This is a genomic window from Pseudomonas sp. PvP100 (genome assembly GCF_017833055.1).
GTDB classification, from domain to species: Bacteria; Pseudomonadota; Gammaproteobacteria; order Pseudomonadales; family Pseudomonadaceae; genus Aquipseudomonas; species Aquipseudomonas syringae.
Genome location: NZ_JAFIBO010000001.1, coordinates 1076900 through 1103137, shown reverse-complemented (window position 1 = coordinate 1103137; position 26238 = coordinate 1076900). Strand labels below are relative to the sequence as shown.

Here is a 26238-nt window from a genome sequence, read left to right as displayed (position 1 = left end):
CAAGAATGACAGCGCCAGTCCAGCCCAGGGTCAGCAAGAAGGAAAGTCCAGCAAGACGCGGATCCATGGAACTCCTGTTCTAGAAGGCCTGGGTAGGCTGAGGGCTGCATACGTAGGCCTATATCGGCTGGATCACCGACATATCAATTATTTTCGTCACCTTGAAACACTGTAGACGTGCAGGTTTTGTCCTGGATCAATGTTTGTTCGCTGCGACCCGGTCAGGTACTTGAGCAAGGCGTCGGCCAGATATTTCACGAACAGATAATCAGGCCCGGGACATGGCGTGCGAAGGGAAATCCTTAAAATTCAAATAATGCATAATTTGTAAATTAATAATTATTTACTTTAATAATAAACCTATAACAAAAAAGAATTTCACGGCAGTTTTTTATAGGAATACCGTAATCCCATTACCGACCCCTTTCTCCAGGCGGAGGTGAATCTACCTTCCTCATCACGCCCGGGGCACACTTCATGAGCAAACAACGACACCTTAAACTTGGCGCCATGGTCCACGGGGTCGGCCATGGCTGGGGCGAATGGCGCCACCCGCAGGCGCTGGCCAACGCCAGTGTGAATTTAGGGTTTTATCAGCAACAGACCCACCTGGCAGAAGCGGCCCGATTCGATTTCGTGTTCATTGCCGACAGCCTGCACATCCACGAGAAATCCAGTCCTCACTACCTGAATCGCTTCGAACCCTTGACCATTCTGTCCGCACTCGCAGCCACCACCCGGCACATCGGTCTGGTAGCAACGGTCACGGTCAGTTACACAGAGCCCTTCCAGGTCGCTCGCCAGTTTGCCTCACTGGACCACATCAGCGGCGGCCGGGCTGGCTGGAACGTGGTGACGTCGTGGCTGAGTGGCACCGCCGATAACTTCAGCAAGGGCGAACACCCGCCACATGCGGTGCGCTACCGAATCGCCAAAGAGCATATCGAAGTGGTCAAGGGCCTTTGGGATTCCTGGGAAGACGACGCTTTCGCCTACGACAAGCAGAAAGGCGAGTTCTTCACGCCAGGCAAACTGCACGCGCTGAACCACAAGGGCGAATTTTTCTCGGTGAAAGGCCCGCTCAACATCGCCCGGTCGAAGCAGGGTCAGCCGGTGATTTTTCAGGCAGGCACTTCCGAGGCCGGGCGTAACTTCGCCGCTCAGAATTCGGATGCGATCTTTGTCCACGCCGAGAGCTTCGATGAAGCACGCGCCTACTATCAGGACCTGAAACAGAGAGCTGGCGGCTTTGGCCGAGATCCCCACGCGCTGTCGATTCTGCCGGGTATTCGCCCGATTGTCGGGCGTGATGAGGCCGAGGTGGAGAGCCGCTATCGCCAGGCCGTGGAGCTGGTGACGATCGAAGATGCCATTGTCGCCCTTGGCCGCCCCTTCAATGATCACGATTTCAGCCAGTACCCACTGGACGAACCCTTCCCGGAACTAGGTGATCTGGGCTCCAACAGCCAGAAAGGCGGTTCGGACCGGATCAAGCAACTGGCCAGAGACGAAGGCCTGAGCCTGCGTGAGGTCGCCCTGCGCTTCTCCCTGCCCCGCCGCGACTTCGTCGGCACGCCCGATCAGGTTGCCGACGCGATACAGACATGGTTCGAGGCAGGCGCAGCCGATGGCTTCATCATCAACAGCGTCCTGCCGGACGGTTTGCAGTATTTCACTGAACAGGTGGTGCCGGTGCTGCAGCAGCGCGGACTGTTCCGCACCGAATACACCGGCAATACGCTGCGTGACAATCTCGGTCTTGAAATACCGGCCAATCGTCATGCAAAGGCTGTCGCCCATCAATCAGACGAGGCTGTGGCATGACTCGACTCGTGATAGCCAGCCAACTGGATGATGACTTCAATCAGGTCATCAGCGAGCGGCTTGCAGTGACCCATCCAGAAGCCAGGGTCATCGGCGTACCGGCCGGCGTGCCGAGCGACCTGCCCGGCGAGGTCAGCATTCTGCTGGCGCGCCCTATCAATGTGCGTGGTTATGAAGCCCCTGCCTCGCCGCCTCCGGGCTGGCCTTATGGCCTGAAATGGATTCAGGTGGTGTCTTCGGGCATCGACTTCTATCCCGGCTGGCTGTTCGACGGCCCGCCGGTCAGCACCTCGCGGGGCAGCGCGGCAGAAAACATTGCCGAGTTCTCGTTGGCCGCCATTTTCGCTGCTGCCAAACACTTGCCGGACATCTGGGTGCATGACTCGCAATGGAATTTCACTGCACTGACACCGCTCAAGGGCACTACGCTCGGGATTCTCGGCTTCGGCGCCATCGGTCGCAGCCTGGCCGGTAAAGCGCTGGCACTGGGCATCACTGTCGTGGCGTTGCGGCAGAGCCAGACGCCGTTCGAGGTTGATGGCGTCGAAAGCGCGCGCGACATTCACGAGCTTTTTTCCCGCGCCGACCATCTGGTACTGGCCGCACCTCTGACACCTGCCACACGGCACATCGTCAACGCCGACGTACTGAACAGCGCCAAACCCGGCCTGCACCTGATCAACATCGCCCGTGGTGGCCTGCTTGACCATGAGGCGCTGCTCAAGGCGCTCGATAGGGGAACCATTGGCCTTGCCTCGCTGGACGTCACCGACCCCGAGCCCCTGCCGGACGGTCATCCCCTGTATGCACACCCCAGAGTACGCCTGTCACCCCACACCTCAGCGATCTCCAGCAACAGCCGCCACGAAATAGCCGACAGCTTTCTGGCCAACCTTGACCGTTTTCTCAGCGGGCAGGCCTTGCAGAATCAGGCTGATCGCCAGCGCGGCTACTGACACAGATCATCCTCATTGCGCTGCGTGGGGATACCACTCCTGACACTCAGCGTCACCTTCAAATACCGAGCGCGCCATGCCCAAACCGATAAAAAACACACAAACCGGCTATCGTCGTCCGCTGCTGGCAGGTCTGCTCGCGGCGTTGGCCTTGTGCATCACCTTCCCTGCCGAAGCGCAGGAAACGCTGCGAATCGGTTACCAGAAATCGTCGACGCTGATCACCCTGCTGAAAACACAGGGCATTCTGGAAAAAGCCCTCGCGCCGCAAAACGTCACCGTCACCTGGCATGAGTTTCCGAGTGGCCTGCCGCTGCTGGAGGCTTTGAACATCGGCAACGTGGACATCAGCGCGGATGTGGCGGACACCGTACCGATCTTCGCCCAGGCAGCGCAGGCCCGGCTGACCTACTTTGCCCAGGAAGCGGCCTCGCCTTCCGCGCAGGCGATCATCGTCCATAAAAACTCGCCCGTGCAGCAGTTATCGGATCTGAAAGGCAAAAAGGTCGCGGTCACCAAGGCGGCGGGTTCTCACTACCTGCTGATCGCAGCATTGAAAAAGGCCGGTCTGACATTTTCCGATATTCAGCCCGCCTACCTGTCGCCCGCCGACGGCCGCGCGGCCTTCGAGAACAATAAAGTTGACGCCTGGGTCACCTGGGAACCCTTCCTGACCAGCGCCCAACGGCAATTGCCGACGCGCACTCTGGCTGACGGCAAGGGATTGTCCAGCTACAAGCGTTATTACCTGACCGGCACCGGCTACGCCAAGGACCACCCACAAGTGCTCAGCGTGGTTTACGAGCAGTTGCACAAGGCAGGCATCTGGCTCAAGGCCAATCCAAGCGAAGCAGCGCAGCTACTGAGCCCTTTGTGGGGCAATCTGGATATCGAAACGGTTGAAATCGCCAACAGCCATCGGACTTATCAGATCCAGCCAGTCACGCACGATCAATTGGACGAACAACAGCATATCGCCGACGCCTTCTTCGCTGCTGGCCTGCTGCCCAAGGCGGTGGATGTGCAGGATGTGGAGGTGTGGAGGCCTTGAGGAATGAAGGGGCACACCCGCTCGCATGGAGCGAGTATGCCCCTCGATCAGTCTCCGGACTCAAACACCCGGAGGCGTGGGAAACGTTCCGCGGGCGGTTTCATAAGCCTGCGCGACACGCAACGCCAAGGCATCCTTGAAGCGCGGCGCGACGATCATCATGGCGACCGGCAGTCCGTCGGCCAGACCGGCCGGGACTGACGTGGCCGGGTGGCCGGTCAGGTCGAACGGTGCGGTGTTGGCCAGCATGTTCAACGCGCTATGCACGTACTCTTCAATCGGCGCGTCGGCGGCGGTCAGTGTGGTCGCCACGAACGGCATGGTCGGCATTACCAGCACATCGAACTGCTGGAAGGCTTCATCGTATTGACGGGTGAGCTCCGGCACCAGCATCAGCGCATTGCCGAACGATTGCGGCGTGTCGGTACGCGTGATGAGCGCCGATGCAGTGGCGTTGCGTAATGCCCTGCACCTGGCCTGGGCATGCGTTCGGCAGCAATTGACAGGACTTGCGCCGCGGGTGCGGCGCAAGTGAGCAGCCAGGCCGTTGCAGAGCACTTTCCAGGCTCAAACGACTTACAACTTGCCTTCCCAGCGCCGAAAGAGAATGCTGGCATTGACCCCGCGAATCCGGTTAGGCGAGATTATTCTCATGAGGACAACGCCAGCACCGGACGCATGTACGGTAGTCGATTTTGTAGAACTGATCGCAAAGCCGCACTCCGCCTTTAAGCGTAACGACTCATGATCAAATCCCCTTCATCTCTGTGCCAGTTGAGGCGTGACTGCTGGAGTTTCGGGGCTGCGTTCCTCTATCCGGACGGATTTTGAACCAGATCGAATACATGGCTGGCAGGAAGACCAGCGTCATGACAGTCCCGCCGAGGGTGCCTCCGATCAGCGTGTAGGCAAGCGTGCCCCAGAACACCGAATGGGTCAGGGGAATGAACGCCAGGATCGCCGCCAGAGCCGTGAGCAGCACCGGGCGTGCCCGCTGTACGGTCGCTTCGACCACCGCATGAAACGGGTCTAGCCCTTGCTTTTCGTTGTGGTCGATTTGCCCGATCAGGATCAAGGTATTGCGCATCAGAATGCCGGACAGCGCGATCAGTCCGACCAGGGCGTTGATACCAAACGGCTGATTGAACAGAAGCAATGTCGGCACAACGCCGATCAACCCGAGCGGCGCGGTGAAAAACACCATCATCATCGCCGACATCGAACGCACCTGAAGGATGATGATCAGCAAGGTAACGGCAATCATGATCGGAAACAGCGGAGCCAATGCCACAGTGGCCTTTGCCGACTCCTCTATTGATCCGGCCTGCTCGATCCGATAGCCCTGCGGCAGGCTGTCGATAATCGGCTGCAATGCTTTCATGATCCCGGCGGAGACATCCGGCGGTTGCAGATCTTCCGCAATATCACCGCGCACGGTGATAGTCGGCACACGATCTCTTCGGCGCAGAATCGGGTCTTCCATGCGCACTTCGACCACTCCGGTCTGCGACAGAGGAATACGCTGACCGGCAGCCCCTACCAGCGTGAAACCCTCGATCTTCGCAGGGTCCAGGCGGATGTCACCCGCCGCCCTGCCCATCACGTCCACTGAACGGATATCTTCGCGGACAGAGGTGACTGGGACACCTGAAAGCAGGAACTGCAATTGCCGGGCAACTGCGCTTGATGTCAGCCCGACGGCCTGCAAACGATCCTGATCCAGAGAGAAGTGCAGCGTGGGCACTCGTGTCCCCCAATCGCTGTTGACGGTACGCATCATCGGACTCGCCGCCATCACGGTTTCGACCCGCGCGGCGATCTCGCGCAATGTGTCAGGGTCCGGCCCGCTCACGCGATACGCCACGGGAAACGGTGAATAAGGACCGAACACGAGCTGTGTGACCCTGACCCGGGCTTCAGGTGCAAGTCCGTCAGCAACCGCCTCACGAATCCGTAGCTTGAGCGCCTCACGTGCTTCCTGGCTTTCAGTCAGTACAACGATCTTTGCAAACGACGGGTCGGGCAGCTCCGGCGCCATTGCCAGATAAAAGCGTGGCGAGCCCTGGCCGATGTAGGACGTGACGATCTTCGCGGCATCCTGCTTTTTCAGCCATGCCTCTACTTTGGCGGTGGTGGCGCTTGTCTGCTCGATGGATGTGCCGTAGGGCATCTGCACTTCGATCAGTACTTCCGGACGATCGGAAGTCGGGAAGAATTGTTTCTTGACTGCCCCCATCCCGAGAATCGCCACCACAAATGCAGCGATAACCGCACCCGCCACCCACCACTTCCTGGCAATGACGCGGGCCAGAATCCGCCTGAAACGATTGTAATGCGCCGTGTCGTAGATGGCGGCGTGTCCGCCTTCAACCGGCTTGATTTCCGGCAGCATCTTCACCCCCAGATAAGGTGTGAAGACCACTGCAACTATCCAGGAAGCAATCAGGGCGATGCCGACAATCCAGAACATGTTGCTGGTGTACTCGCCGGCAGTCGACTGCGCAAAGCCATTCGGCATGAAGCCGACCGCAGTCACCAGGGTACCGGCAAGCATGGGCGCCGCTGTGTGGCTCCAGGCATAGGCTGAGGCCTTGATCCGGTCGTAGCCCTCCTCCATTTTCACCACCATCATTTCGATGGCAATGATGGCGTCGTCCACCAACAGGCCCAGCGCCAGGATCAGTGATCCCAGGGTAATACGATCAAAGTTCTTGCCCGTCGCTTCCATCACGACGAAGACCATGGCCAGCGTCAGCGGTACCGCTGCAGCGACCACCACACCGACTCGCCAGCCCATGCTGAGGAAGCACACCAGCATCACCACAAGCAGGGCGACGAAGAACTTGATCATGAACTCGTCAACGGCCGAACCGATGTTCACCGACTGGTCAGTGACTTTTGAAAGCGTCATTCCCAAGGGCATGCCTTGGTTGATGCTGGCCGTTTCTGCATCCAGCGCCTTACCCAGGTCCAGCCCGTTCCAGCCGTCGCGCATCACGATACCCAGCAACAGCGCAGGCTCACCCTGATTGCGGACCATAAAGGTCGCGGGGTCTTCGTAACCGCGCTCCACTGTCGCCACGTCCTGGAGCTTCAGCGTTTTACCCCGCGCCACAATCGGCGTATTGCGGATTTTCTCAAGGGTGTCGAAGGCACCGTCCAGGCGCAGAAAAACCTGGGGCCCGCGGGTCTCAATCGAACCGGCAGGCGTCAGGACGTTCTGGTCGTTGAGCGCCGAAAAAATATCCTGAGGAGCGATACCCAATGTTGCCAGCCGCTCGTGGGAGAACGACACGAAAATTCGTTCGGCCTGTTCACCGATGATATTGATCTTCTTCACGCCCGGCACATGCAACAGACGCTGGCGCAGTGACTCGGCATCGCGTACCAGTAGCCGCTGCGGCTCACCTTTGGCTTTCAACGCAAACAGCGCAAAGGTCACGTCCGAGAATTCATCATTGACCATCGGACCAATGACCCCCGCAGGCAATGACTTCGCGGCATCACTGAGTTTCTTGCGCGCCTGATAAAACTCTTCCTGCACCTGAGAAGGTGGCGTCTTGTCCTGGAATGAAACCATAGTGAATGCCAGACCTGGCCGGGTGTAGGTCTCGCTACGGTCGTACCACTTCAATTCCTGCATGCGTTTTTCAAGCGGCTCGGCGACCTGATCCTGCATCTCCTGAGCGGTTGCGCCAGGCCACGCAGAAATAACGGTCATTTGCTTGACGGTGAAAGGCGGATCTTCCGCACGCCCCAGTTTGAAAAATGAAAGCGTACCGGCCACGCCGATCAAAATAATCAGAAACAGCGTGATGGCGCGTTCGCGAACGGCCAGTGCAGACAGGTTGAAACGTCCCGGACTCATGGTCGTGCCTCGGCGGTGATACCACCTTGCTGCACGAGCACTTCCTCACCGTCGTGAAGCAAATGCGTACCCAATGCCACGACCTGCTCACCGGCCTCGAGACCGCCACTCACATTTGCCGAATCGTCACTCACACCCAGCAGTTGCACGGCGCGCCAGTTGACTTTTGCAGGCGTACCCGCAATGACCCAGACACCCGGGCCTCGACCCGGGTCATGCAGAGCGGCAATGGGTATCGCCAGCGACTGCCGGCCAGCCTTGCCGGCAGCGATATCGAGGGACACCGTTGAACCCAGAGGTGCACTGATGTTTGAGCCTTCAAGCACATACCTGGCTTCAAACGTACGCGTCAGCGGGTCTGCGGCGTCAGAGAGCAGCCGCAGTCTTGCCGGTATGACGCGCGCACCGTCGCCATACAGTCTGGCCTCAGCTCGATCCCCCATAGTCGGCCGCAAGGTTTCAGGCAGATGGACAATGGCTTCACGTGGCCCGGCCTTTGCCAGCCTGACCACGGGCTGGCCTGCGCTGACGACCTGTCCAGGCTCGACCAGGGTATCGACCACCACGCCGTCGGCGTCCGCCAGTAAAACGGCGTATCCGGTTGCGTTACGCGCCACGCTGGCCTGCGCTTGTGCAGCACTCAGCTCTGCCTTGGCGGTGTCGGCCAGGGATTTGATCCTGTCGTAGGCGGACGCGGATATCGCACCAGCAACAACCAGATCACGATTACGCGCTTCGTCATCGGCGGTCTGCCTGGCTCGCGCCACAGCCGCGGCAACCGCCTGCTGTTGGGCCTGAGACTGAAGCCCAAGGTCAACGGGGTCCAGGCGCATCAGCGGCTCACCGCGCTTGACGGTCTGGCCGGTATCAACCAGGCGCTCAAGCACCTTCCCGGAAACCCGAAACCCCAGGTCGCTCTGAACCCGAGCGACCACAACCCCGGTGAATGAACGGGAGGCTTGATCAGTATTTGCAACAGTGGCCGCCCTTACCAGAGGCGGCTGGGTACGTGGATCGCGCCCCCCGGACGACTCGCTGCACGCAGTCAGGAAGAGAGGCAATAACAACAACGCAGTGGCTTTGGGTCTGAACAGGAGCATGGGATCCCTACTTGAAATCAAGTGAGCAGGGAAACGATTCTCCGTAAAGTGACCAAATTAGTCAATGGTCACAATTTCAGGGTGCCAGACTTCGCAGTATCAGCGCCGACAGATGGACCGGAGCCGTCGACACGATGTCGAGGTTGTATTGCAATTGCACCGGGTTGATGTACGGACGCATGACCAGGTGAATGGCCTGAACGGCCTCGTCCAGAGGTGTCTTGCGTTCGAACTCTCCCGACTCCCTGCCTTCAAGAACGATTTGCTGGATGAGCTGGCGAATACGCTCGTCGTGCGCGGCAGCAGAAGGCCACTGATCGCGGCCTGCGACAGCGGCTATGTCATACAGCTTCCGGTCGTGAAAAAACAGGTCGCTACCGGCCTCCACAAGCGAGCGGAACAGGCGGCGCAGCCTCTCGGAGGCCGTTGGCGCGTCGCTGATGGCCGAGTTCACCAGCGCCATGATCATCGCCAGCCGGTTCGAGCAGATCACTTCGCCGATGGCTTGCTTGGAGTCGAAGAACTTGTAGATGTAGGCCTTGGAAAAACCGATGGCCTTGGCCAGATCGGAGACCGTGGTTTTCTCATAGCCGTAGTGGCCGAAATGCTGTGTTGCCGCTTCGACAACCTGATCGCGAACGCTGTGGTCGGAGGGACCACGCGTTGGGGATGTCTTGATTTGATTAGTCATGTTTCCAGCTTAGCTATGTGAACACTCATTGACAACAAGTGACCGGATCGTAATATAGTCACAACCTGATCATCTCAAGGAATTTCCATGCGCACGCTTTGTACTTATGTACTGGTCATGAGCACCGGCCTGCTGTCGGGCTGCGCCGTGGGTCCGGATTACCAGCGCCCGGATGCGCCCCTGCCTGACCGCTATCTGACTCAACCACGTGGCGCTGCGAATATTACCGCGCATCCGCTTGTCAGTTCCGCCTGGTGGGACGGTTTTGATGATCCGTTACTGAGCAGCTTCGTGTCACGCGCACTGGCGCAGAACCTCGATCTCGCTCAAGCCAGCGCGCAACTGGCTCAGGCACGCGCCGGAGCAGATGCGGCAACCGCCGCCCTGCTCCCGTCGGGCAACATTGATGCACAGACGGCGCGGGCTCATCAATCGGTAGAAACTCCGCTCGGCCAGGTGCTGAACTCGGCACCTGGCTACGATCGTTATGGCAATTCCTATGAAGCCAATCTGACCGCAAGCTGGGAGCTGGATGTTTTTGGCGGTTTGAGACGCAGCCGACAGGCTGCACTGGCTGAATACCAGGCTTCGCAGGCAGGTGTTGCGGCTGCGAGGCTCGCTGTGGCAGCGCGGACCGCCGATACCTACATCACCATCCGTGGTCTGCAAGCCAGGCTGGCGATCACAAACCGACAGGTTAAAACCCGGCAAGACCTGCTGGAAAAAGTCCAGCTCCTTCATGAGCGTGGTCTGTCCCCTGACTATGAAGTCCGTCAGATCGAAGCTGAGCTTTTACAGGTGCAGGCAACAGTGCCGATTCTGCAAACAGGTCTCGACGCTGCAATGAACGCGCTTGACGTGATGCTGGGCGTACCGCCTGGCACTCATCGGGGCTCTCTGGCTGAAACAGGTCGAATCCCACACGCACCCGCGCTGACATCGACAGGAACGCCAGCCGATCTCCTCCGTCGCAGACCTGATCTGATCGTGGCCGAGCGGCGCCTCGCCGCTTCGAACGCGCGTATCGGCATGGCGATCAGCGAGTATTACCCCAAACTCTCACTCAGCGCATTGCTGGGCAGCGCCACAGCCGTGTCGAGCGGCAATCTGTTTACCGGCGGTGCCAGTCAGTCAGCAGGTATTTTGGGGCTTCGCTGGAGGCTTTTTGATTTCGGCCGGGTGAACGCCCGGATCAGTCAAGCCAAGGGACAAGAGGCAGAAGCTCTGGCGGCTTATCGACAGTCAGTTTTGCGCGCCACTGAGGACGTTGAAAATGCTTTTTCTTCGTTGGCCAGCCGCGAAACTCAAGCTGCAATGCTGGGTAAAAGCGAAACTGCGCTTGCTTCTGCCCGGCAATCCTCATTCGCAAGCTACAGCAAAGGTGCTGCCAGTTTGATCGAGGTTCTGCGCGCCGACGAGAAAATGCTGCAGGTCGCTGACGCCAAGGCGCAGGCACACGTCGAATCCGCGCAGGCGGCGGTCGCCGTATTCAAAGCGCTGGGTGGTGGTTGGCAAACGCCTACCACCACTTCAGCAGAAGATAAGGTGCATACGCTGTAGGTGCCACCAACGCATGCATATCTTCAGGTCAGGCGTGCTCAGCGATAACGTTCAAGCCAGTGAGCGTAAGGCGCAGGCAAGGTCCAGGCCGATTTTTCAACGCCCAGTTCTTTCGCTGCGAAGTAGGCCCAATGAGGGTCGGCCAGATGTGCACGACCAATCGAGACCAGATCGAGCTGGCCTGACTTGAGCGCCTCTTCAGCCAGCTTCGGCTCGCCAAAACCCCAGGCGCTGGTCACGGGAATATCCGCTTCACGGCGCACACGCTCGGCAACAGGCCCCATGAACGCAGGCCCCCACGGAATGTTGGCGTCCGGGGTGCTGAAACCGACGCTGACGCTCAACAGATCCAGCCCGCCAGCCTTGAAGCGGCGCGCCAGTTCGATCGATTCTGCCAGAGTCTGCTCGTCGCGACCGTCGTATTCGATCACGCCAAAACGTGCGGTGAGCGGAAGGTTCTCAGGCCAGACTTCACGCACTGCAGCCAGGGTTTCCAGCAGGAAACGGCTACGGTTATCGAAGCTGCCGCCGTACTCATCGGTGCGCTGGTTGGAGTGCTCGGAGAAGAAGCTCTGCCCCAGGTAGCCGTGGGCAAAATGCAACTCGATCCATTCAAAGCCGGCATCGCGGGCGCGACGGGCAGCATCGACGAAGTTCTGGCGAACACGAGCGATGTCTTCCAGGGTCATGGCGCGCGGGACTTTCGGCAGATTGGCACCGAACGCGATGGCGGACGGAGCGATGGTGTCCCAGCCGCGCGAATCGGACGCTGCGATATGGTCATCACCTTCCCATGGGCGATTGGCGCTGGCCTTGCGACCGGCGTGGGCAATCTGAATACCCGGCACGCATCCTGCGGCCTTGATGGCTTTGACGACAGGCACGAATGCCTGCGCCTGCTCGTCGTTCCAGATACCGGTGCAACCTGGGGTAATACGCCCTTCCGGCGCAACGGCGGTAGCTTCGACCACCAACAGACCCGCACCACCGCGCGCCATACTGGCCAGATGCACCTGGTGCCAGTCGTTGATAACACCTTCGGTTGCCGAGTACTGGCACATCGGAGGAATGGCGATTCGATTGCGCAGCGTGACGTCTTTCAGTTTGAAGGGTTCGAACAATGCAGACATTGGAAAGCTCCCGTAGGCCAGATGACTTTTGATTTCAGTTGTTCGATGGTAATCGAACTATGGCAATAAACGAAAGCCTTGATATCATCCCCGGCATGCGAACCTTCCAACACCCCGATCCTGAAGACCTCACCCTCGAACGCTTACTCTATGCCTTGAGTGATCCCGTTCGCATGGGAATCGTGCGCTGCCTGGCCGGCGTTGCAGAGGCCACCTGCGGCGAACTGGACGGCGGACGCCCGAAATCCAGCATGTCCCATCACTTCCGCGTGCTGCGCGACGCGGGGCTTGTACAGACGCGCAACGTGGGCACCACGCACATGAATTCGCTACGTAAACAGATGCTCGAGAGCCGTTTCCCGGGTTTGCTGGACAGTATTCTGGCTCAGCACTGACGTAACAAGGCATCAGTCCTGAGACAGCCTGCGCTGCCATTTCATTGCATGAATTTCGATGCGCTGCTCGGGATCGTCATCGAGGCACCAAAGGTTAGGCGCATTTTTTTAATATGCAAAAAAACCGGCATTAGCGCTTCGACTAATACCGGTTTTTTCAGCAGGGTGACCCTGCTGCTGATGCGCTTTCAGACCTTAAAGCCGAAACTTGCCCACTTCCGTCTGCAGGCTGGTGGCAAGGGTCTTCAGGCCGCCGCTGGTCTTGAGCAGTTCCTGAACCGACATGTTGTTCTGTTCAGCCATCTGCGCGGAGCGCTCGACGTTACGTGCGACATCCTGGCTGGCTGCGGTTTGCTCACGCAGCGCGAAGGATATCTGGTCGACCACCTGCAGAACCTTGCCCGAACTGTCGCGAATCTCGATGATCGCTTGACCGGCGGTGCCAGCCATTGCAACACCTTCGTTCACTTCCTGAACGCCGCTGCGCATGCTCTCGACGGTTTCCCGCACGCCCGCCTGAATTTTCTCGATCATCCCGGCGATTTCCTTGGTGGACTTGCCGGTGTTCTGCGCCAGCAGGCGTACTTCGTCGGCAACCACTGCGAAGCCACGGCCTTGCTCACCGGCCCGAGCAGCCTCGATGGCAGCGTTGAGGGCCAGCAGGTTGGTCTGGTCGGCAATGCCCTGAATCACGCTGACGATCGATGAAATGTGCTCGGAGTGCTGACCCAGACCTGCGACCTGAGTGGAGGAAAGCTGCACGGTCCGGGCGATGCCATTCATGCTGGACAAGGTGTTTTCGATGACCTGCGCACCATCTTTCGACTGCTGCCCTGAACGGCTGGCGAGTTCGTGCGCCTCGTCGGCGTTTTCGGAGACGTGATGGATGCTGACGGTCAGTTCTTCGATTGTGGCCGCCATCGCCGAGGCGGACGTCGACTGTTCCTGGATAGCACCGGACAGTTGCTCGGAGGCACCGGAAATCTGTTGCACGGCGACGACCAGTTGATTGGCGGCCTGGCTGATCTGTTGAATCATCTCGCGCAGGCGATTCTGCATACGATCAAAGGCTTTCGGCAGCTCGTCGTGGCTGCTGGTGTCGATCACAGTGTCCAGCTTGCCATTGGCAATTGCCGTTGCGGCATCAATGGCCAGTTGCAGGCGCGCCGTGGTGCTGCGCCCCAATACAGCGGCAAGGATCATCGCGAGAACAGCCGCGGCCAGGCCGCCGCACATCAGGATCAGGATCGCCAAATGCTTGGCGTCCGTCATGTCCTGGCTGCGCTGAACCAGCAACTTCTGCTCGGTACCGCTGAGTTCAGAGAGCAGAGCACGCATGCTGTCCATCTTGGCTTTGTCGGCCCCCGAGCTGATGCGTGCATCCAGTTGATCATCAGCTGCACCGCGTGCAGTCAGATCACGGCGCAGAGCGATGATCGGATTGATGTCTTCGTCGAGCCAGCGCTTCTGCATCTCACCCAATGCAGCCAGGCGGCGCTGCTGTTCCGCATTGTCGGCTGTCAGGCGCTTGAGCGAATCGAGTTCTTCGGTGAAACGCCTCTCCCCCGCCACCAGTGGTTCCAGGAAGGCATCCTTCGAGGCGATGACAAAGCCGCGCATCCCGGTTTCGATATTGATCAGCTGTTCAAGAGCAAGTTGCGCTTCACTCAGCACCTGATAGGTATGCACATTGCTGTTGGTGGCCTCTTCGACCTGCTCAAAGCCTCTGTAAGCACTCGCGACCAGGACGGCGATAAATAGGATGATCGCGGCAAAGCTGAAGTACAGCTTTTGCGAGATGCTGAGTTTGCTGAACATGATGTCGATCCTGAACATAGCCGTTCCGTGGCTTGCATGATGGGCACTATCAATCGTAAAAATGGGCTGAACCAACTTTTATGATTGATGTCATTGAGATATTACTCATGTCGTCCGCCAGCTCAGTAACTTTAGGGGCTGCAACTTCACCAGGCCTGAATAAAAGCTCTATTCTCCTCTAAAGCAATGATATTCAAGGATAAAAAATTTTTATTACACTTGGCATCTGATTGACTGTAGCGCCAGAAAAACTTGACGCCTGAGAATTTATGACGTCAATTTTTTGCTCACAGCAGTCAAGGTACGTCCTGATTGCGACAGCCTAAATGTCGCTAACAGCAAGTAATGGTCGGAAAAGTAATACTTTATTCTCCCCTCTTCAATTGGCTGGAGGGCCCGGCAAGCGAATGCTGCCATTCTTGAAAGTGGCACTTTCTGATTGAAGCGGGGACGGACTTTGAGCGATGGCGCTATATTTCCTGTCCCCGCAGACTGACGCATTAGTCAGATATCCAGCGTCCTTACTAGTCACTTATTGCCATGTCAGATCAAAGCCAGGCGGCATCCCTGTCCACCCTCACAGGCTCCGCTGCACCGTCAGCAACTCTGGACGGTGAGAAAACAGTTGCAGAAACGCCCCGCCCAACGCGCAACCGGCCATCACGAAAAAACACACGGTATAACCGCTGAGGCTGGTCCAGCCACCGCCCACGGAAATCAGCGTTCCCATCAGCACCGGGGCAATACCGCCGCCGATGAACATCGCTGTGGTGATGATCCCGTTGGCTGTGGAGGTCGCCGAAGGTTGCGCCGAGTCGGAAGCGACCGCGTAGTAGATGGGCCAGACGGCATTGGCCACCAGACCGAAAAGCAACTGCACGGCGATGACGATCAGGATGGTGTTGGCGAAGTAAAAGGCCCCGACACTGACCGCCATCCATATGCCACAAATGATCAAGGTGATGCGCCGACCGATGATGTCCGACAGCGACGGCCAGATCAATTGCCCGAGGATGCCGGTCAGGGTGAACACCACGCTCATTCCCGCCGATTCGGCCAGCGACAGGTTGAGGATGTTGTACAGGTAGGCCGGCAGGACAATGTTGACGCCCATGTACACCACTTGCGTAAGCAGGGTGTTACCGGCAGTCAGGGCGATATTGCGGTTGCTCAGCGTCGCCTTCACCGATTTCCAGACCTGGCCTTTTACATTGGTCGACGGCGTGCTGTCCGGCGGGGTCATGCCTTTGGCAGCGATGTCCACGTACAGTTGGGTGATGCGCTCGGCAGTCGAATAACGTGCCCAGAAGATCATCAATGGCAGTGCTACCACGAAGGCGAAGAAGAACACATAACGCCAGTTTTCCTCACCGTAGGTGCTGATCACGAAACTGGCGACGATGCCGCTGAGCATCGCGCCGATGGGGTAACCGGTATGGTGCGCGCCCAGGGCAAAACCGCGACGTTCTACTGGCCACCACTCGGCAGTGTTGCTGACACCAACAGGCTCGCCCCAGCCAGCGCCCAGATTCACCCCGACGCGCAAGGCGATGAAACTGGCCAGGCTGCCACTCAATGCCTTGAAGCCCGACAGAAACGACAGCGCGGTGTAACCCAGTACCAACGGCACCTGAAAGCGCGCCCGCTTCCACCCTCCGCCGTAGCGATCGCTCCAGATGGAGCCGGGAATATCGAGAACGGCCAGCGCCAGCATGACCACCGTCGCCACCGTCCCCCACTGGTCCGCAGACAGGTCGAAATGCTTGGAAATCGTCGGACCCAGGCGCAAGACGATCTCGCGATCGTAAGCGTTCAAAATCCAGATCATCCAGCAGACCAGCAATGACACCCACGAAAAACGATGAATCTTGCCCAGCGATGCGTTCTTGTTATTTGGCATGGGAAATCTCCAGGCGTGCTGCACACGCCCCAGCGAGAAAGGGTCCAGTCGTCCTTAACGTTCAGGTTCGGTCTGTCGGCGGGTTAACTGGCAAAGCGCCGCTCGGCGATGCCTTTCACACCCAGCCCGGTGATGGCGAACAGGGCACCGCGCTGCTGGCCATCTTGCGGAAAGCGCGGCAAAGGCGGCTTGGCCATGGAGGCGACAAACAGTGTGTCCAGATTCGGGCCGCCGAAGGTCAGACTGGTCACTTTTTTCACCGGCATGTCGATGATGCGATCCACCTGCCCGTCAGGGGTGTAACGCACCAGCTTTCCGGCATACACCAGCGCTTGCCACAGACAGCCCTCGGCATCCACGGTGCAGCCATCCGCCGCGCCCCCTGCCGAGGTGTCGACCTTGGTAAAGGTGCGTCTGTTGGCGACTGCGCCGCTGGCGTTGTCGTAATCGTAGGTCCAGATCTCCCCGGACCAGGTGTCGGCGAAATAAAAAGTTTCCCCGCCCGGACTCCAGCAAGGGCCGTTGGACACGATGATGCCCTCATCCAGGGTGTGCAGGCTCAGGTCCGGGTCGAGGCGATACAGCTTTGCGCTGGCCTGATCCTCCTGCGTGTCCATCGAGCCCACGATGAACCGGCCCTGCCGATCGACCTTGCCATCATTGAGCCGATTGTTCGGCAACCCGGGTTCAGGGTCGACGATCAGCTCGAGATCGCCGCTCGGCAGATCGAGGTTATAGATGCCGGTCTGCAACGCGACGAGCGCCGCATCGCCGTGCTTGCGCAAGGCCATGGAGCCGATTTTCTGGCCGACATCCCAGGCGCGCAGTTCACGCCCGTCGTCCGTGCAGCGCAGGACGCGGCCGTCGAAGCTGTCGATCCAGTACAGGCGCTGTTGCTCGACATCCCAGCCCGGGCCTTCGCCCAGCGTGGTCTTTACGTCGACAACGATTTCGATACGCATTTTTCACCTCTGTCTTGTTGTTATTGAGATGACACATTTTGCGGCGACTAGAAATTAACCTTGTCCTGCCCCTTCAGATCGAGCATTTCACGGGCTTGGTCAGGCGTTGCCACCTGCCCGCCCAGCGCTTCGATCACCGTGCGGATACGCTTGACCTGATCGGCATTGGACGCCGCCAGCTTGCCCGGTCCGTCCCACAGCGAATCCTCCAGACCGACCCGCACATGACTGCCCATCGACAGGCCCATGGTGCCCAGCGGAATCTGATTGCGGCCGGCCCCCAGGATCGACCACTGATAGGCATCGCCAAACAGACGATCAGCCGTGCGGCGCATGTGCGCCAGGTCTTCAGGATGCCCGCCGATACCGCCGCGCAAACCGAATACAGACTGGATGAAGATCGGCGCTTTGAGCAACCCACGCTGCAGGAAGTGTGCTGCGGTATACAGATGGCCGATGTCGTAGCATTCAATCTCAAAGCGTGTACGGTTCTCGGCACAGGTATTCAGGATGTGCGCAATGTCGCGGAAGGTGTTGCGGAAAATCCGGTCGTCGCTGTCGGCCAGATAGGGACGCTCCCAGTCGTGCTTGAATTCGCTGTAGCGATCCAGCATTTCGTACAGCCCGAAGTTCATTGACCCCATGTTCAACGAGGCGAGTTCCGGCTTGAGCTGCGCCACCGGCTGCAGGCGCTCTTCCACGCCCATGGTCGGCGCGCCACCGGTGGTGATATTGATCACCACGTCGCTCTTGGCCTTGATCTGCGGCAGGAACTGCCGAAACAGATCGACATCCTGACTGGGCCTTCCGTCATGTGGGTCGCGGGCGTGCAAATGAACGATCGAGGCCCCGGCCTCGGCGGCACCGATGGCTGCATCGGCGATTTCCTGCGGCGTGATCGGCAAATGAGGCGACATCGACGGCGTGTGGATTGCTCCCGTGACGGCGCAGGTAATGATGACCGGACGTTTTTTGGGCATGAGCATTCTCCATTCTTGTTGTTGGCGAGAAGTCTGATGTGGAACATGACTCGGACGACGTCCGGTCATCGTTGCTATCGGGCCGAATCCTTAAAGGTATTCGACGTTGCCATCCACACTGATGGCCTGCCCCGTGACGTTGCGGGCGGCGGGCGAACACAGAAAGAGCGCCATCGCCGCAACGTCCTCGGCGGTGACCATGCGCTTGAGCGAGATCTTTTTCAGGTACTCCTCGCGCATCGCCTCCTCCGGCACGTTCATCTGTTGCGCACGGGCCCGAATCACTCCGTCCATGCGTGGACCTTCGACGATACCCGGCAGCAAGGCATTGACGCGGATATCACTTTCCCCCAACTCGGACGCCAGCGACTTCATCAGCCCGACAATCGCCCATTTGGTCGCGGCATACGGAGTGCGCCAGGCATAGCCCAGGCGACCGGCGACCGAGGCGATATGGATCAGGTGAGCGTTGGGCGAGGCCTTGAGCAACGGCACCGCGTGATGAGCGAAGCGGTACTGCCCGGTGAGATTGATGTCGATGGTGCGCTGCCACTCTTCTTCGCTGATTGCATCGATGCCCGCCGTCGGCCCGGCGATCCCGGCGTTGTTGATCAGCACATCAAGACCATCGAAGCGTGCTCGCTGCACCCTGAATACCGCTTCGATCTGCGCCGGATCAGCGACGTCTGCGTGGGTGGCGACGCTGCCTGGATGGCGATCGAGGAATGCCGCGATGGCCGCCTCGCTGACATCGCACACGTGTACCTTTGCCCCCGCTTCCAGGTAGGCCGCCGCCAATACCTCACCGATCCCGGCCGCACCGCCGGAAATCAGGACACGCAGCCCTGCATAGGGAACCAGCCGATTGAGAACACTCATGCTTTTTTCACTCCCGAGACACGCGACCTGGAGCGGTCGCTGTTTGCGATCAGGCGCGTCAGAGAGTCGGCAGCCTGCATGATGTCGTCGGTGACAGCTGCACGAGCCGCCGCCCCATCACGCGCCGCCAATGCCTCGACGATACGGTTGTGTGCTTCCATCGAACGCTGGAGATGCGCCCTGTCAGGCGCAACCAGCGCGAAACACGGACCGATGTGCAGCCAGAAATTCTCCACTGCCGCAACGATCAGCTCGGCCTTGGCCACCGCATAAATACGTCGGTGAAAGGCAAAGTTGGTCCACAGATAGAGCGCGACATCAACGTTGTCGGCAGCCTTCTGCATCTGCCCGCAGAGCTGGCTGATGTCGGCAAGATCGGCGTCGTTGATCAGAACCACGGCTTTCTCGGCCAACAGACCTTCCAGCGCAACCCGCGCATCGCGAATCTCGCGCAGCCGCTCCGGGGTCATCATGGGCACGCGCAACCGGGCGGTTTCGGTGACTTCGAAGGCGTTCTCGGCGCTGAGGCGATTCAAGGCTTCGCGAACTGGCATCGGACTGGAACCCAGCGCCTCGGCAAGACCACGGATCGTCAGCTTCTGACCCGGCTGAAAGCGCCCGCTCATCAACGCTTCACGGATCTGCCGGTAGACTTGGTCCTGGAGGGTATCGCGAGAGACCTGCCGCATGGCGGGCAGGAGGATGGGACGATCTGTCATGGGGAGTGACTCATATTGGCGTTCTTATAGAGCAAATATGTGATCACAAATAACATATGTCAAATTGTTTTTTTGGAGGTGGTGAGCACCTTAGTCGGAGCTCGCGTCGCAGGCACACGCGCAAAGCGTTGGTGCAGGGGAACGTCGCCACGGCTTTTAGGTAACAGCTATTGGCTATTCCGAGTGGCTGGATTAGGACGCTGGCACGGGGCTGTGCCTGTTATAAAAAGCGACAGGCCTTTTATGTGCAAGCAAGCAGCGCGAGAAGGTTTCAGCCCTCAATACCGCGTTTTACATAGGTCGTAAGGTTCAAAGCCAAGCGAATAAAAACTTGATATTGATGCCGATGATAATCAACGCCGTCAGCAGACCGGGTAAACGCCAAAGGCCAAGCAGCAGAAACAGGAAAGGATTTAAAAGGCCTATCAGAATCAGGACAACCGTGTGGATCCCCGAGCCTTCCGAACCAAGCAGGTCCCAAATCAGCACCCCCACCCATATCGCCCAACACGCATACATGGTTATACCATCGACCCGGTAAAAGGCACGCTTGAAAGCACTTCCCACGGTATCGGAATCATTGAGCATCAGTGCATCCATGCATAAATTGATCTGCGCGATAGTAGCTGAACCGAATCGCGAAGCTCCAATACCCTTCTCAAACTGAGTCTCAGCGGCGGGGCAACGTCATGCCAATGTGTGAAAAGTGGGAGCGTCAGATCAGCAGGGAAATGTGATTGACTGGGCCTGACAGCACCGCCTAATCGTTCCATGAAATGGTTTTCGAACGGGACCAAGCTCGGATACTGGATATCTGATGGATGCTGCAAACATGGTGTCAGCAATTGACTCGCGTGGGCCGGGTCTGACATTTTTGAAAAGGAGGCAGGCATGAAAAACCAACGAGTCACGCAAAAGTCACGCGCATGAAAAAGGCCAATGCTGCGAACATTGGCCTAAGTCATTGAATTATATGGTCGGGACGGAGTGATTCGAACACTCGACCCCTAGCACCCCATGCTGGGGACCATAAAACAGTAACCATTTGATTTACATAGAAAACCGACCTTCTTAGTGCCTACAAAATACGGCCTTTCTTGGAATCTTGCAAACGGAAACACGCGGGCTCCAGAGGGGGTTTTGCGCAAACCTCGGCGCTCTGCCAACCTCGGTCAATCCCCTCAGTAACATTTCCCTACTTCCGGTCCGCCGGTTCCGTGAAAGCTACTGGGAAGCGCAACGCAACAACGGGAAGTCCGTATCCGCCGGCATTTTGGGCCAAAGTCGGGTCGAGCAATGGAATCCGAATTGGCGGACCTTTCTCAAGGAAGTCGCGGCAAGCCTACCGGAGGTCACACCAGAACTCGCCTTATTACGGACTCCGTCCAAGCTTCACATTTACTCAAATACATCTCAGTGGCATGATGCCAGTAACGAAGGATTACCCACCGCATCGGAGAACCGCATGGAACGCAAGCCGGGCAACGTCTATAAATACTTTGGCCCCGAAATTGCCAGCGTCTTCCTTCAAAAGGATGGCAGATGCAGTTTGAAGCTTTCATACCTCAAGGATTATAACGACCCTTACGAGTTTTTCTTGACCATAGACTATGATCAAGGCCCTGAAATACTGGCGTATTACAACGAAATGATATCTATGGTGATTGAGCACCCCGTAACTTGCTTTTCTAAATCACCTATAAGCACGCCAATGTGGGCGCACTACGCAGCAAACTCTCAAGGATTTGTTGTTGAAATCGACGAAGTAGGCCTGTGCAACTGGCTTGAAGAAGAAATGAATTGGCAAGGAGCGTTTGGTGATATCGACTACCAAGACACACCGCATAGTTACATGCAGGAATTATTAGATAAGGCGTTCCACATTTCCAAATTTAGGCACATCGGGTGGTTGCGAAACGCAATTAGCAGTGCAGCGTATTTTACGAAGCAACAATGCTGGTCCTATGAACAGGAGCGCAGACTAGTCACATCCAAGGCGGCAGAAGTGGTAATAAGCCCTACGCTATCCCTGTTATATTTTCCGTCAGAACTCGTAAAAGCTATCATTGTAGGCGCAAAATCCACTAGTACAACGAAGGCCAACCTTCGCGAAACGGCCGCTACAATCGGCTGCAAATTCTATGAAAAGCGAATCGGAAGAAGCACCACCACTCCATTCTTTGTCGACGACGCTAATAACACCTACGTATTCACTCCGGATGAAATTGTTCAGACTGAAGAACGGTGTGAAGACTGTCTAGAACCATCAAAAAGCACAAAATGTTCATGGTGCAGCATCTCAGAAAATGACAAGCGCGAAGCCGCCCATCGAAATACCTTTCACATTCTCCATCGTGCCGGGATACTTGGAGATTACTTAGAAACGTTTAACAAAGTAGGGAAAGACAAATAAAAACTTACGGCACGAGCCGAATGATACACACATTACTAACTGGAATACCCCGATAAATTAAATACATCCTATTCCAATCTAAGATTCACGAATAAAAATGCACTTTTTATATTTCCGCTTGCCGTCTTTAATACTCCAATAAAATCAGATGACTGTGGTAGTGTTTTGGGAAAGAATTCGGACTCATCCGTATCGAGGAGTTTCAATGGCGAGCGTAGGAAAATCAGTTCGGGCAGCAATTGATGAGTGGGAGCGTGGCGAATTCGAGTTCGCGATGCTCCATGCGTGTAATGCCGTTGACGGTACAGCAGCAAAGGTATTTCCAAATAAAGGGTCCAACGCCAGGTTTACAGGACTCTTGCGAGAGCAATACGCGATTTTTGGCCCCATGGCGCTTCCAGGCATTGACTTACTGGCGACTCGCTGGCCAGTCAAAGTCGACCACCCAAAAGCTACCGGTGGCCTGCCGGACATCGCAGACGTTATATATGGAGTGCACAGGTGCAGCCATGGACACGGCCGCGAACTACCCGACGGGTTTGAGCTTTGGCCCGACGCCGCGGGGCCTGACAGGCATACTCGGTTTAGCGTTGAAAAAGGTAAACTTCAGCTGTCCGACCGGGTTATCTTCGGGCTGCTCGGAGTAGCTGTGTTCTCGCCTGCCAACATAGGACAAGAGGTTCCCGAAGGTTATCACCTTACATTTGCGGGAACAATAATGCTCATCAATGACTGGTGGGGACGCTCCGCAGATTTTTTAGATTTAGCAGCCTCCGAGCCCTTACCATCTGTACTGCTGGATTTTAGTAATTGGCAATGATGCAGTAGTATAGGAAAATCTCGGTCAAAGGCCTTTCATACAAAGGCTCAAGCCAAGAAACTGTCTAAAACACATCAGCTTTTTTTGGCCCGGTTTCGCCCAATTAAACCGATTTGTCATGCCCAAGTATTAGACATAAATCCCATCCCCCGGCGTCCTGCCGACGAACACCACTCCCCAAATCCGAACCACTCAACTACTGTATACACATACAGCATTTTGAGAATCATCCATCATGAACATCGACTACGCCGAAGACTGGCCGTTTTGCCCCTCCGAGGAACAGATGCTTAAACAGCACGCGCATCTGTTGGTGGAAGAAAACAGACTGCTGCGCGACGAGGTCGACCGATATCGCAAGCACGTCACGAAGCTCATCGACATGCACAACGATGCGGCGCTTGAGCGTGACAAGCTCAGGATAAAGCTGAGAGACGCGGACAACCGGATATCTGATCTGCTGCGCGAGGCTTGCGACTCTTGGAAACAGAGCAACTCTTTAGAGCAGGTCATAGAGCAACACCGCCTTTTGCTCAGGAACGCCAATGTCGATCCGGTAATGTGGGGGGACTGTCGGATTCAGGTTCCCAGGGTTAGCGGCACTTGAGCACGCGCTGCATCCTTCACCGCAAGGGGCGCACGGTCAGTTCGCCCTGACTACCCACAGTTGATCCAATCGAGTCGTGTAGCTCTGGCTCATCATGTCCCTGCGCATTGCCCAGTCTGGATCGGACGGTACGCTCCCGGCCCTCAATGTCCCCCTCCCCCAGCGAGCATTGATTTCGTCGAGCACGCCCATCACCTTTTCTACCGCAGCTGGCTGCGACTCCGCAAACAGGTCATCCGTAAACTCGCCAGGTTGGCGAAGATCCAGCAGTAGCACTTCGGCCTTGCTGTACTTGTACCCTGGGCGGAAAAGTCGGTTGACCGCCTCAGTTGCACCCTTCGTCAGCAAGCGCACGTCATTGGTGGGATACGGCAGCTCGACCAGCGCACCATTCGCATATTTAGGTTCATCCGGGTTGAACATACCCGTGCGGATACTGACGCGCATCTTCTTGCACAGTGAATTCTGGGCACGCAGTTTTTCAGCAGCGCGCTGCGTGTAGGTGGCCACCGCTTCCTTGATCGGCTCGATAGTGGTCAAGCGCTGCCCAAACATTCGACTGCTGCAGATTTCCTGTTTGGGCGCATCAGCTTCGCTCATTTCCAAACACGACGTGCCGGCCAGCTCTCGCGCAGTCTTTTCAATGACGACACTGAACTTGGTGCGTAGGGTGCGCGCGTCAGCATTGGCCAAATCCATTGCGCTTCGGATGTTCATGGCCTCCAGATGCGCTTTCATCTTCTTTCCCACTCCCCACACCTCTGACACACACGTATTGCGCAGCACCCAGTTGCGCTTGTGCAGGTCGCAGATGTCTACGACTCCACCTGTTTGGGCCAGCAGTCTCTTCGCGGTGTGGTTCGCCAGCTTGGCAAGCGTCTTGGTAGGCCCAATGCCAACGCCAACTGGTATACCGGTGCATTTGAGGATTTTCGACCGGATGCGCCGGCCAAATTCGGTCATGTCGCCCGGTATGCCCGTCAGATCGGCAAACGCTTCATCGATGCTATAAACCTCCGAGGCGGGCACCATCGACTCGATGATAGTCATGACCCGCTCACTCATGTCGCCATACAGGGCGTAATTGCTGCTGAAGGCAATCACGCCGTTCTGACGCAAAACGTCCTTGATCTGAAAGTACGGTGCGCCCATCTTCACAAACGGTTTTGCGTCATAGCTCCTGGCGATAACACATCCGTCGTTGTTACTGAGCACTACGATGGGAGTCTTTGCCAGGTCGGGACGGAAAGCTCGCTCGCAGCTCGCATAAAAACAGTTGCAGTCGATCAGCGCGAAGACATTCTCATGACCGGCCATGATCGCGCACGCTGTAACGAACTACTCCCAGGATGGACAGCTCATCGCCTTCCATGATGTGTCGAGGTGCGAAATGCGGATTTTCTGACTGAAGAATAACGACCTCATTACGCATGTGCAGCCGCTTGCAAACGGCCTCGGCGTTGAGCGCAGCAACGACGATATCACCATGCTCGGCCTCAAGGCTTCGATCTACGATCGCAAGATCACCACTATGGATGCCTGCCCCCTGCATGCTCTCACCCAAGACAGTAACCAGGTAAACATGCGGCGCCCGAATGCTGAAAAGCTCATCGAGCGAAATATGCTTCTCGATGTGGTCTGCTGCTGGCGAGGGGAAACCTGCTGATACCAACGATGAGAACCATGGGAGCTTCGCCCCCTCTTCTGCCAGGGTGCCGAGGTAAGTGACATTCATGATGTTCGCCGTTTTTCGTGGGTGAGTGATTTACTGTATGCATATACAGTTAACTCTTTGCCCTTACCGTGGTCAATCGTAGAGACGGGCATTTTCGACGAGTGACATTACGGGTGACATCATGTGCGGACGCTACTCGATCTACGAATCCATGGACCATTACCTAAAAGAGCTTGCGCCAGAGCAGCTGGTTATCAATGGCTATGACCTCTGGCCCATTGGGCGTTACAACGTCGCTCCGACGACTCGCGTTGAGATCATCCGACCGACGGAGACCGGCCTGAGTGTCGACAAGGTTCGCTGGGGATGGGCTCCGTTCTGGGCCCAGGGGAAACGTCCGGCCCCCATCAATGCACGCGTCGAAACGGTGATGACGGGAAAGTTCTTCAAAGAGCTGTGGCCGCACAGCCGTGCTCTTGCACCTGCAAATGGCTGGTTTGAATGGGTCAAGGATCCTGATGACCCCAAGAAAAAGCATCCTTACTTCATCCGACTTAAAAGCCAAAAGCCGATGTTTTTCGCAGCGCTCGCGCAAGTTCATGCTGGGCTGCAACCTCACGAAGGCGACGGGTTCGTGATTATTACTGCGGCCAGCGATCAGGGAATGGTCGACATACACGATCGGCGCCCGTTGGTCCTCAGCCCCGAACTGGCGCGCGAGTGGACAGACCCGTCCACTGCCCCATCGCGCGCCGCCGAGATAGCTCGGGAATGCTGTACTCCAGTCGATGAGTTTGAGTGGTATACGGTTGGCAAGGCCGTGGGTAACGTCCGGAACCAAGGGGCAGAACTGATAGAGGAAGTCGAATAAATTCATACGCCCAAGGCAG

General features: G+C 57.3%; 22 protein-coding genes and 2 pseudogenes. 10 read left to right on the top strand and 14 right to left on the bottom strand.

Annotated features, from left to right (window positions below):
* The first annotated feature begins 477 nt into the window (after positions 1-477).
* The 3 genes from JOE39_RS04870 to JOE39_RS04860 all read left to right on the top strand — a co-directional run bounded on the left by JOE39_RS04870 (position 478) and on the right by JOE39_RS04860 (position 3831).
* The gene (locus tag JOE39_RS04870; RefSeq protein ID WP_004410692.1) at positions 478-1824 is read left to right on the top strand and encodes an LLM class flavin-dependent oxidoreductase; all 1347 of its coding nucleotides are present in this window, start codon (positions 478-480) and stop codon (positions 1822-1824) included.
* Positions 1821-2780: a D-isomer specific 2-hydroxyacid dehydrogenase family protein gene (locus JOE39_RS04865; protein WP_044311513.1), complete on the top strand. Its 960-nt coding sequence runs from the start codon at positions 1821-1823 to the stop codon at positions 2778-2780. Before JOE39_RS04870 ends, JOE39_RS04865 begins: the two co-directional genes overlap by 4 nt.
* A 76-nt stretch (positions 2781-2856) precedes the next feature.
* On the top strand, positions 2857-3831 hold the full coding sequence (locus tag JOE39_RS04860) for an aliphatic sulfonate ABC transporter substrate-binding protein (RefSeq protein WP_210077751.1): 975 nt from the start codon (positions 2857-2859) through the stop codon (positions 3829-3831).
* Between the two features lie 60 nt (positions 3832-3891).
* Here JOE39_RS04860 and JOE39_RS04855 read toward each other — a convergent pair.
* Positions 3892-4224: pseudogene (locus tag JOE39_RS04855) on the bottom strand (amidase family protein); the annotation flags it as partial.
* Between JOE39_RS04855 and JOE39_RS26515 the strand changes: the two are divergent.
* A pseudogene (locus tag JOE39_RS26515) lies at positions 4223-4366 on the top strand (urease accessory protein UreD); the annotation flags it as partial. The pseudogenes JOE39_RS04855 and JOE39_RS26515 sit on opposite strands and share 2 nt — an antisense overlap.
* 213 nt (positions 4367-4579) lie before the next feature.
* On the opposite strand, the gene JOE39_RS04850 reads toward JOE39_RS26515, so the two are convergent.
* From JOE39_RS04850 to JOE39_RS04840, 3 genes are all read right to left on the bottom strand, one after another.
* Entirely contained in the window at positions 4580-7699 is a 3120-nt protein-coding gene (locus tag JOE39_RS04850) for an efflux RND transporter permease subunit (protein ID WP_209996583.1), read from the bottom strand.
* Positions 7696-8799: an efflux RND transporter periplasmic adaptor subunit gene (locus JOE39_RS04845; protein WP_210077755.1), complete on the bottom strand. Its 1104-nt coding sequence runs from the start codon at positions 8797-8799 to the stop codon at positions 7696-7698. The genes JOE39_RS04850 and JOE39_RS04845 overlap by 4 nt, the downstream gene beginning before the upstream one ends.
* A gap of 76 nt (positions 8800-8875) precedes the next feature.
* A complete protein-coding gene (locus tag JOE39_RS04840; RefSeq protein ID WP_003396139.1) occupies positions 8876-9490 on the bottom strand; it encodes a TetR/AcrR family transcriptional regulator in 615 nt (204 codons plus the stop codon).
* An 87-nt stretch (positions 9491-9577) separates the two neighbouring features.
* Here JOE39_RS04840 and JOE39_RS04835 point away from each other — a divergent pair, with 87 nt between their 5' ends.
* Complete coding sequence (locus JOE39_RS04835) at positions 9578-11050, top strand: efflux transporter outer membrane subunit (protein ID WP_096116698.1); 1473 nt, start codon at positions 9578-9580, stop codon at positions 11048-11050.
* A 38-nt stretch (positions 11051-11088) separates the two neighbouring features.
* On the opposite strand, the gene JOE39_RS04830 is transcribed toward JOE39_RS04835, so the two are convergent.
* Positions 11089-12180: an NADH:flavin oxidoreductase/NADH oxidase gene (locus JOE39_RS04830; RefSeq protein ID WP_096116697.1), complete on the bottom strand. Its 1092-nt coding sequence runs from the start codon at positions 12178-12180 to the stop codon at positions 11089-11091.
* A gap of 59 nt (positions 12181-12239) precedes the next feature.
* Here JOE39_RS04830 and JOE39_RS04825 point away from each other — a divergent pair, with 59 nt between their 5' ends.
* Positions 12240-12575 (top strand): helix-turn-helix domain-containing protein, encoded by a 336-nt coding sequence (locus tag JOE39_RS04825; protein ID WP_003315550.1) that lies wholly within the window; start codon positions 12240-12242, stop codon positions 12573-12575.
* Between the two features lie 195 nt (positions 12576-12770).
* Here JOE39_RS04825 and JOE39_RS04820 read toward each other — a convergent pair whose 3' ends face one another.
* The 7 genes from JOE39_RS04820 to JOE39_RS04790 form a co-directional block, all read right to left on the bottom strand.
* Entirely contained in the window at positions 12771-14393 is a 1623-nt protein-coding gene (locus JOE39_RS04820; protein ID WP_096116731.1) for a methyl-accepting chemotaxis protein, read from the bottom strand.
* Positions 14394-14970: 577 nt separating this feature from the next.
* On the bottom strand, positions 14971-16293 hold the full coding sequence (locus JOE39_RS04815; RefSeq protein ID WP_057445270.1) for an MFS transporter: 1323 nt from the start codon (positions 16291-16293) through the stop codon (positions 14971-14973).
* An 83-nt stretch (positions 16294-16376) separates the two neighbouring features.
* Positions 16377-17255 carry an SMP-30/gluconolactonase/LRE family protein gene (locus JOE39_RS04810; protein ID WP_210077758.1) on the bottom strand — a complete coding sequence of 293 codons (879 nt, stop codon included), beginning with the start codon at positions 17253-17255 and terminating at the stop codon, positions 16377-16379.
* A 47-nt stretch (positions 17256-17302) separates the two neighbouring features.
* Positions 17303-18235: a 3-keto-5-aminohexanoate cleavage protein gene (locus tag JOE39_RS04805; RefSeq protein ID WP_003432995.1), complete on the bottom strand. Its 933-nt coding sequence runs from the start codon at positions 18233-18235 to the stop codon at positions 17303-17305.
* Positions 18236-18325: 90 nt separating this feature from the next.
* Positions 18326-19114, bottom strand: coding sequence for an SDR family oxidoreductase (locus JOE39_RS04800; RefSeq protein WP_004410645.1), 789 nt, complete (start codon positions 19112-19114; stop codon positions 18326-18328).
* Positions 19111-19833: a GntR family transcriptional regulator gene (locus JOE39_RS04795; RefSeq protein ID WP_003423803.1), complete on the bottom strand. Its 723-nt coding sequence runs from the start codon at positions 19831-19833 to the stop codon at positions 19111-19113. The genes JOE39_RS04800 and JOE39_RS04795 overlap by 4 nt, the downstream gene beginning before the upstream one ends.
* A gap of 309 nt (positions 19834-20142) precedes the next feature.
* Positions 20143-20421: a hypothetical protein gene (locus JOE39_RS04790; protein ID WP_003319072.1), complete on the bottom strand. Its 279-nt coding sequence runs from the start codon at positions 20419-20421 to the stop codon at positions 20143-20145.
* Positions 20422-21298: 877 nt separating this feature from the next.
* Here JOE39_RS04790 and JOE39_RS04785 point away from each other — a divergent pair.
* The 3 genes from JOE39_RS04785 (at position 21299) to JOE39_RS04775 (ending at position 23673) form a co-directional block, all read left to right on the top strand.
* Positions 21299-22246, top strand: coding sequence for a DUF2971 domain-containing protein (locus JOE39_RS04785; RefSeq protein ID WP_210077760.1), 948 nt, complete (start codon positions 21299-21301; stop codon positions 22244-22246).
* 205 nt (positions 22247-22451) lie between these two features.
* Positions 22452-23066, top strand: coding sequence for a hypothetical protein (locus JOE39_RS04780; RefSeq protein WP_210077762.1), 615 nt, complete (start codon positions 22452-22454; stop codon positions 23064-23066).
* Between the two features lie 235 nt (positions 23067-23301).
* A complete protein-coding gene (locus tag JOE39_RS04775; protein ID WP_210077764.1) occupies positions 23302-23673 on the top strand; it encodes a hypothetical protein in 372 nt (123 codons plus the stop codon).
* 36 nt (positions 23674-23709) lie between these two features.
* On the opposite strand, the gene umuC is transcribed toward JOE39_RS04775, so the two are convergent.
* Both umuC and umuD read right to left on the bottom strand, forming a co-directional pair.
* Positions 23710-24990, bottom strand: coding sequence for a translesion error-prone DNA polymerase V subunit UmuC (gene umuC, locus JOE39_RS04770; RefSeq protein ID WP_210077766.1), 1281 nt, complete (start codon positions 24988-24990; stop codon positions 23710-23712).
* On the bottom strand, positions 24977-25408 hold the full coding sequence (gene umuD, locus JOE39_RS04765; RefSeq protein WP_032661965.1) for a translesion error-prone DNA polymerase V autoproteolytic subunit: 432 nt from the start codon (positions 25406-25408) through the stop codon (positions 24977-24979). The genes umuC and umuD overlap by 14 nt, the downstream gene beginning before the upstream one ends.
* Before the next feature lie 121 nt (positions 25409-25529).
* On the opposite strand from umuD, the gene JOE39_RS04760 reads away from it, so the two are divergent.
* Positions 25530-26219: an SOS response-associated peptidase family protein gene (locus tag JOE39_RS04760; protein WP_210077769.1), complete on the top strand. Its 690-nt coding sequence runs from the start codon at positions 25530-25532 to the stop codon at positions 26217-26219.
* The last annotated feature ends 19 nt before the right edge of the window (positions 26220-26238 follow it).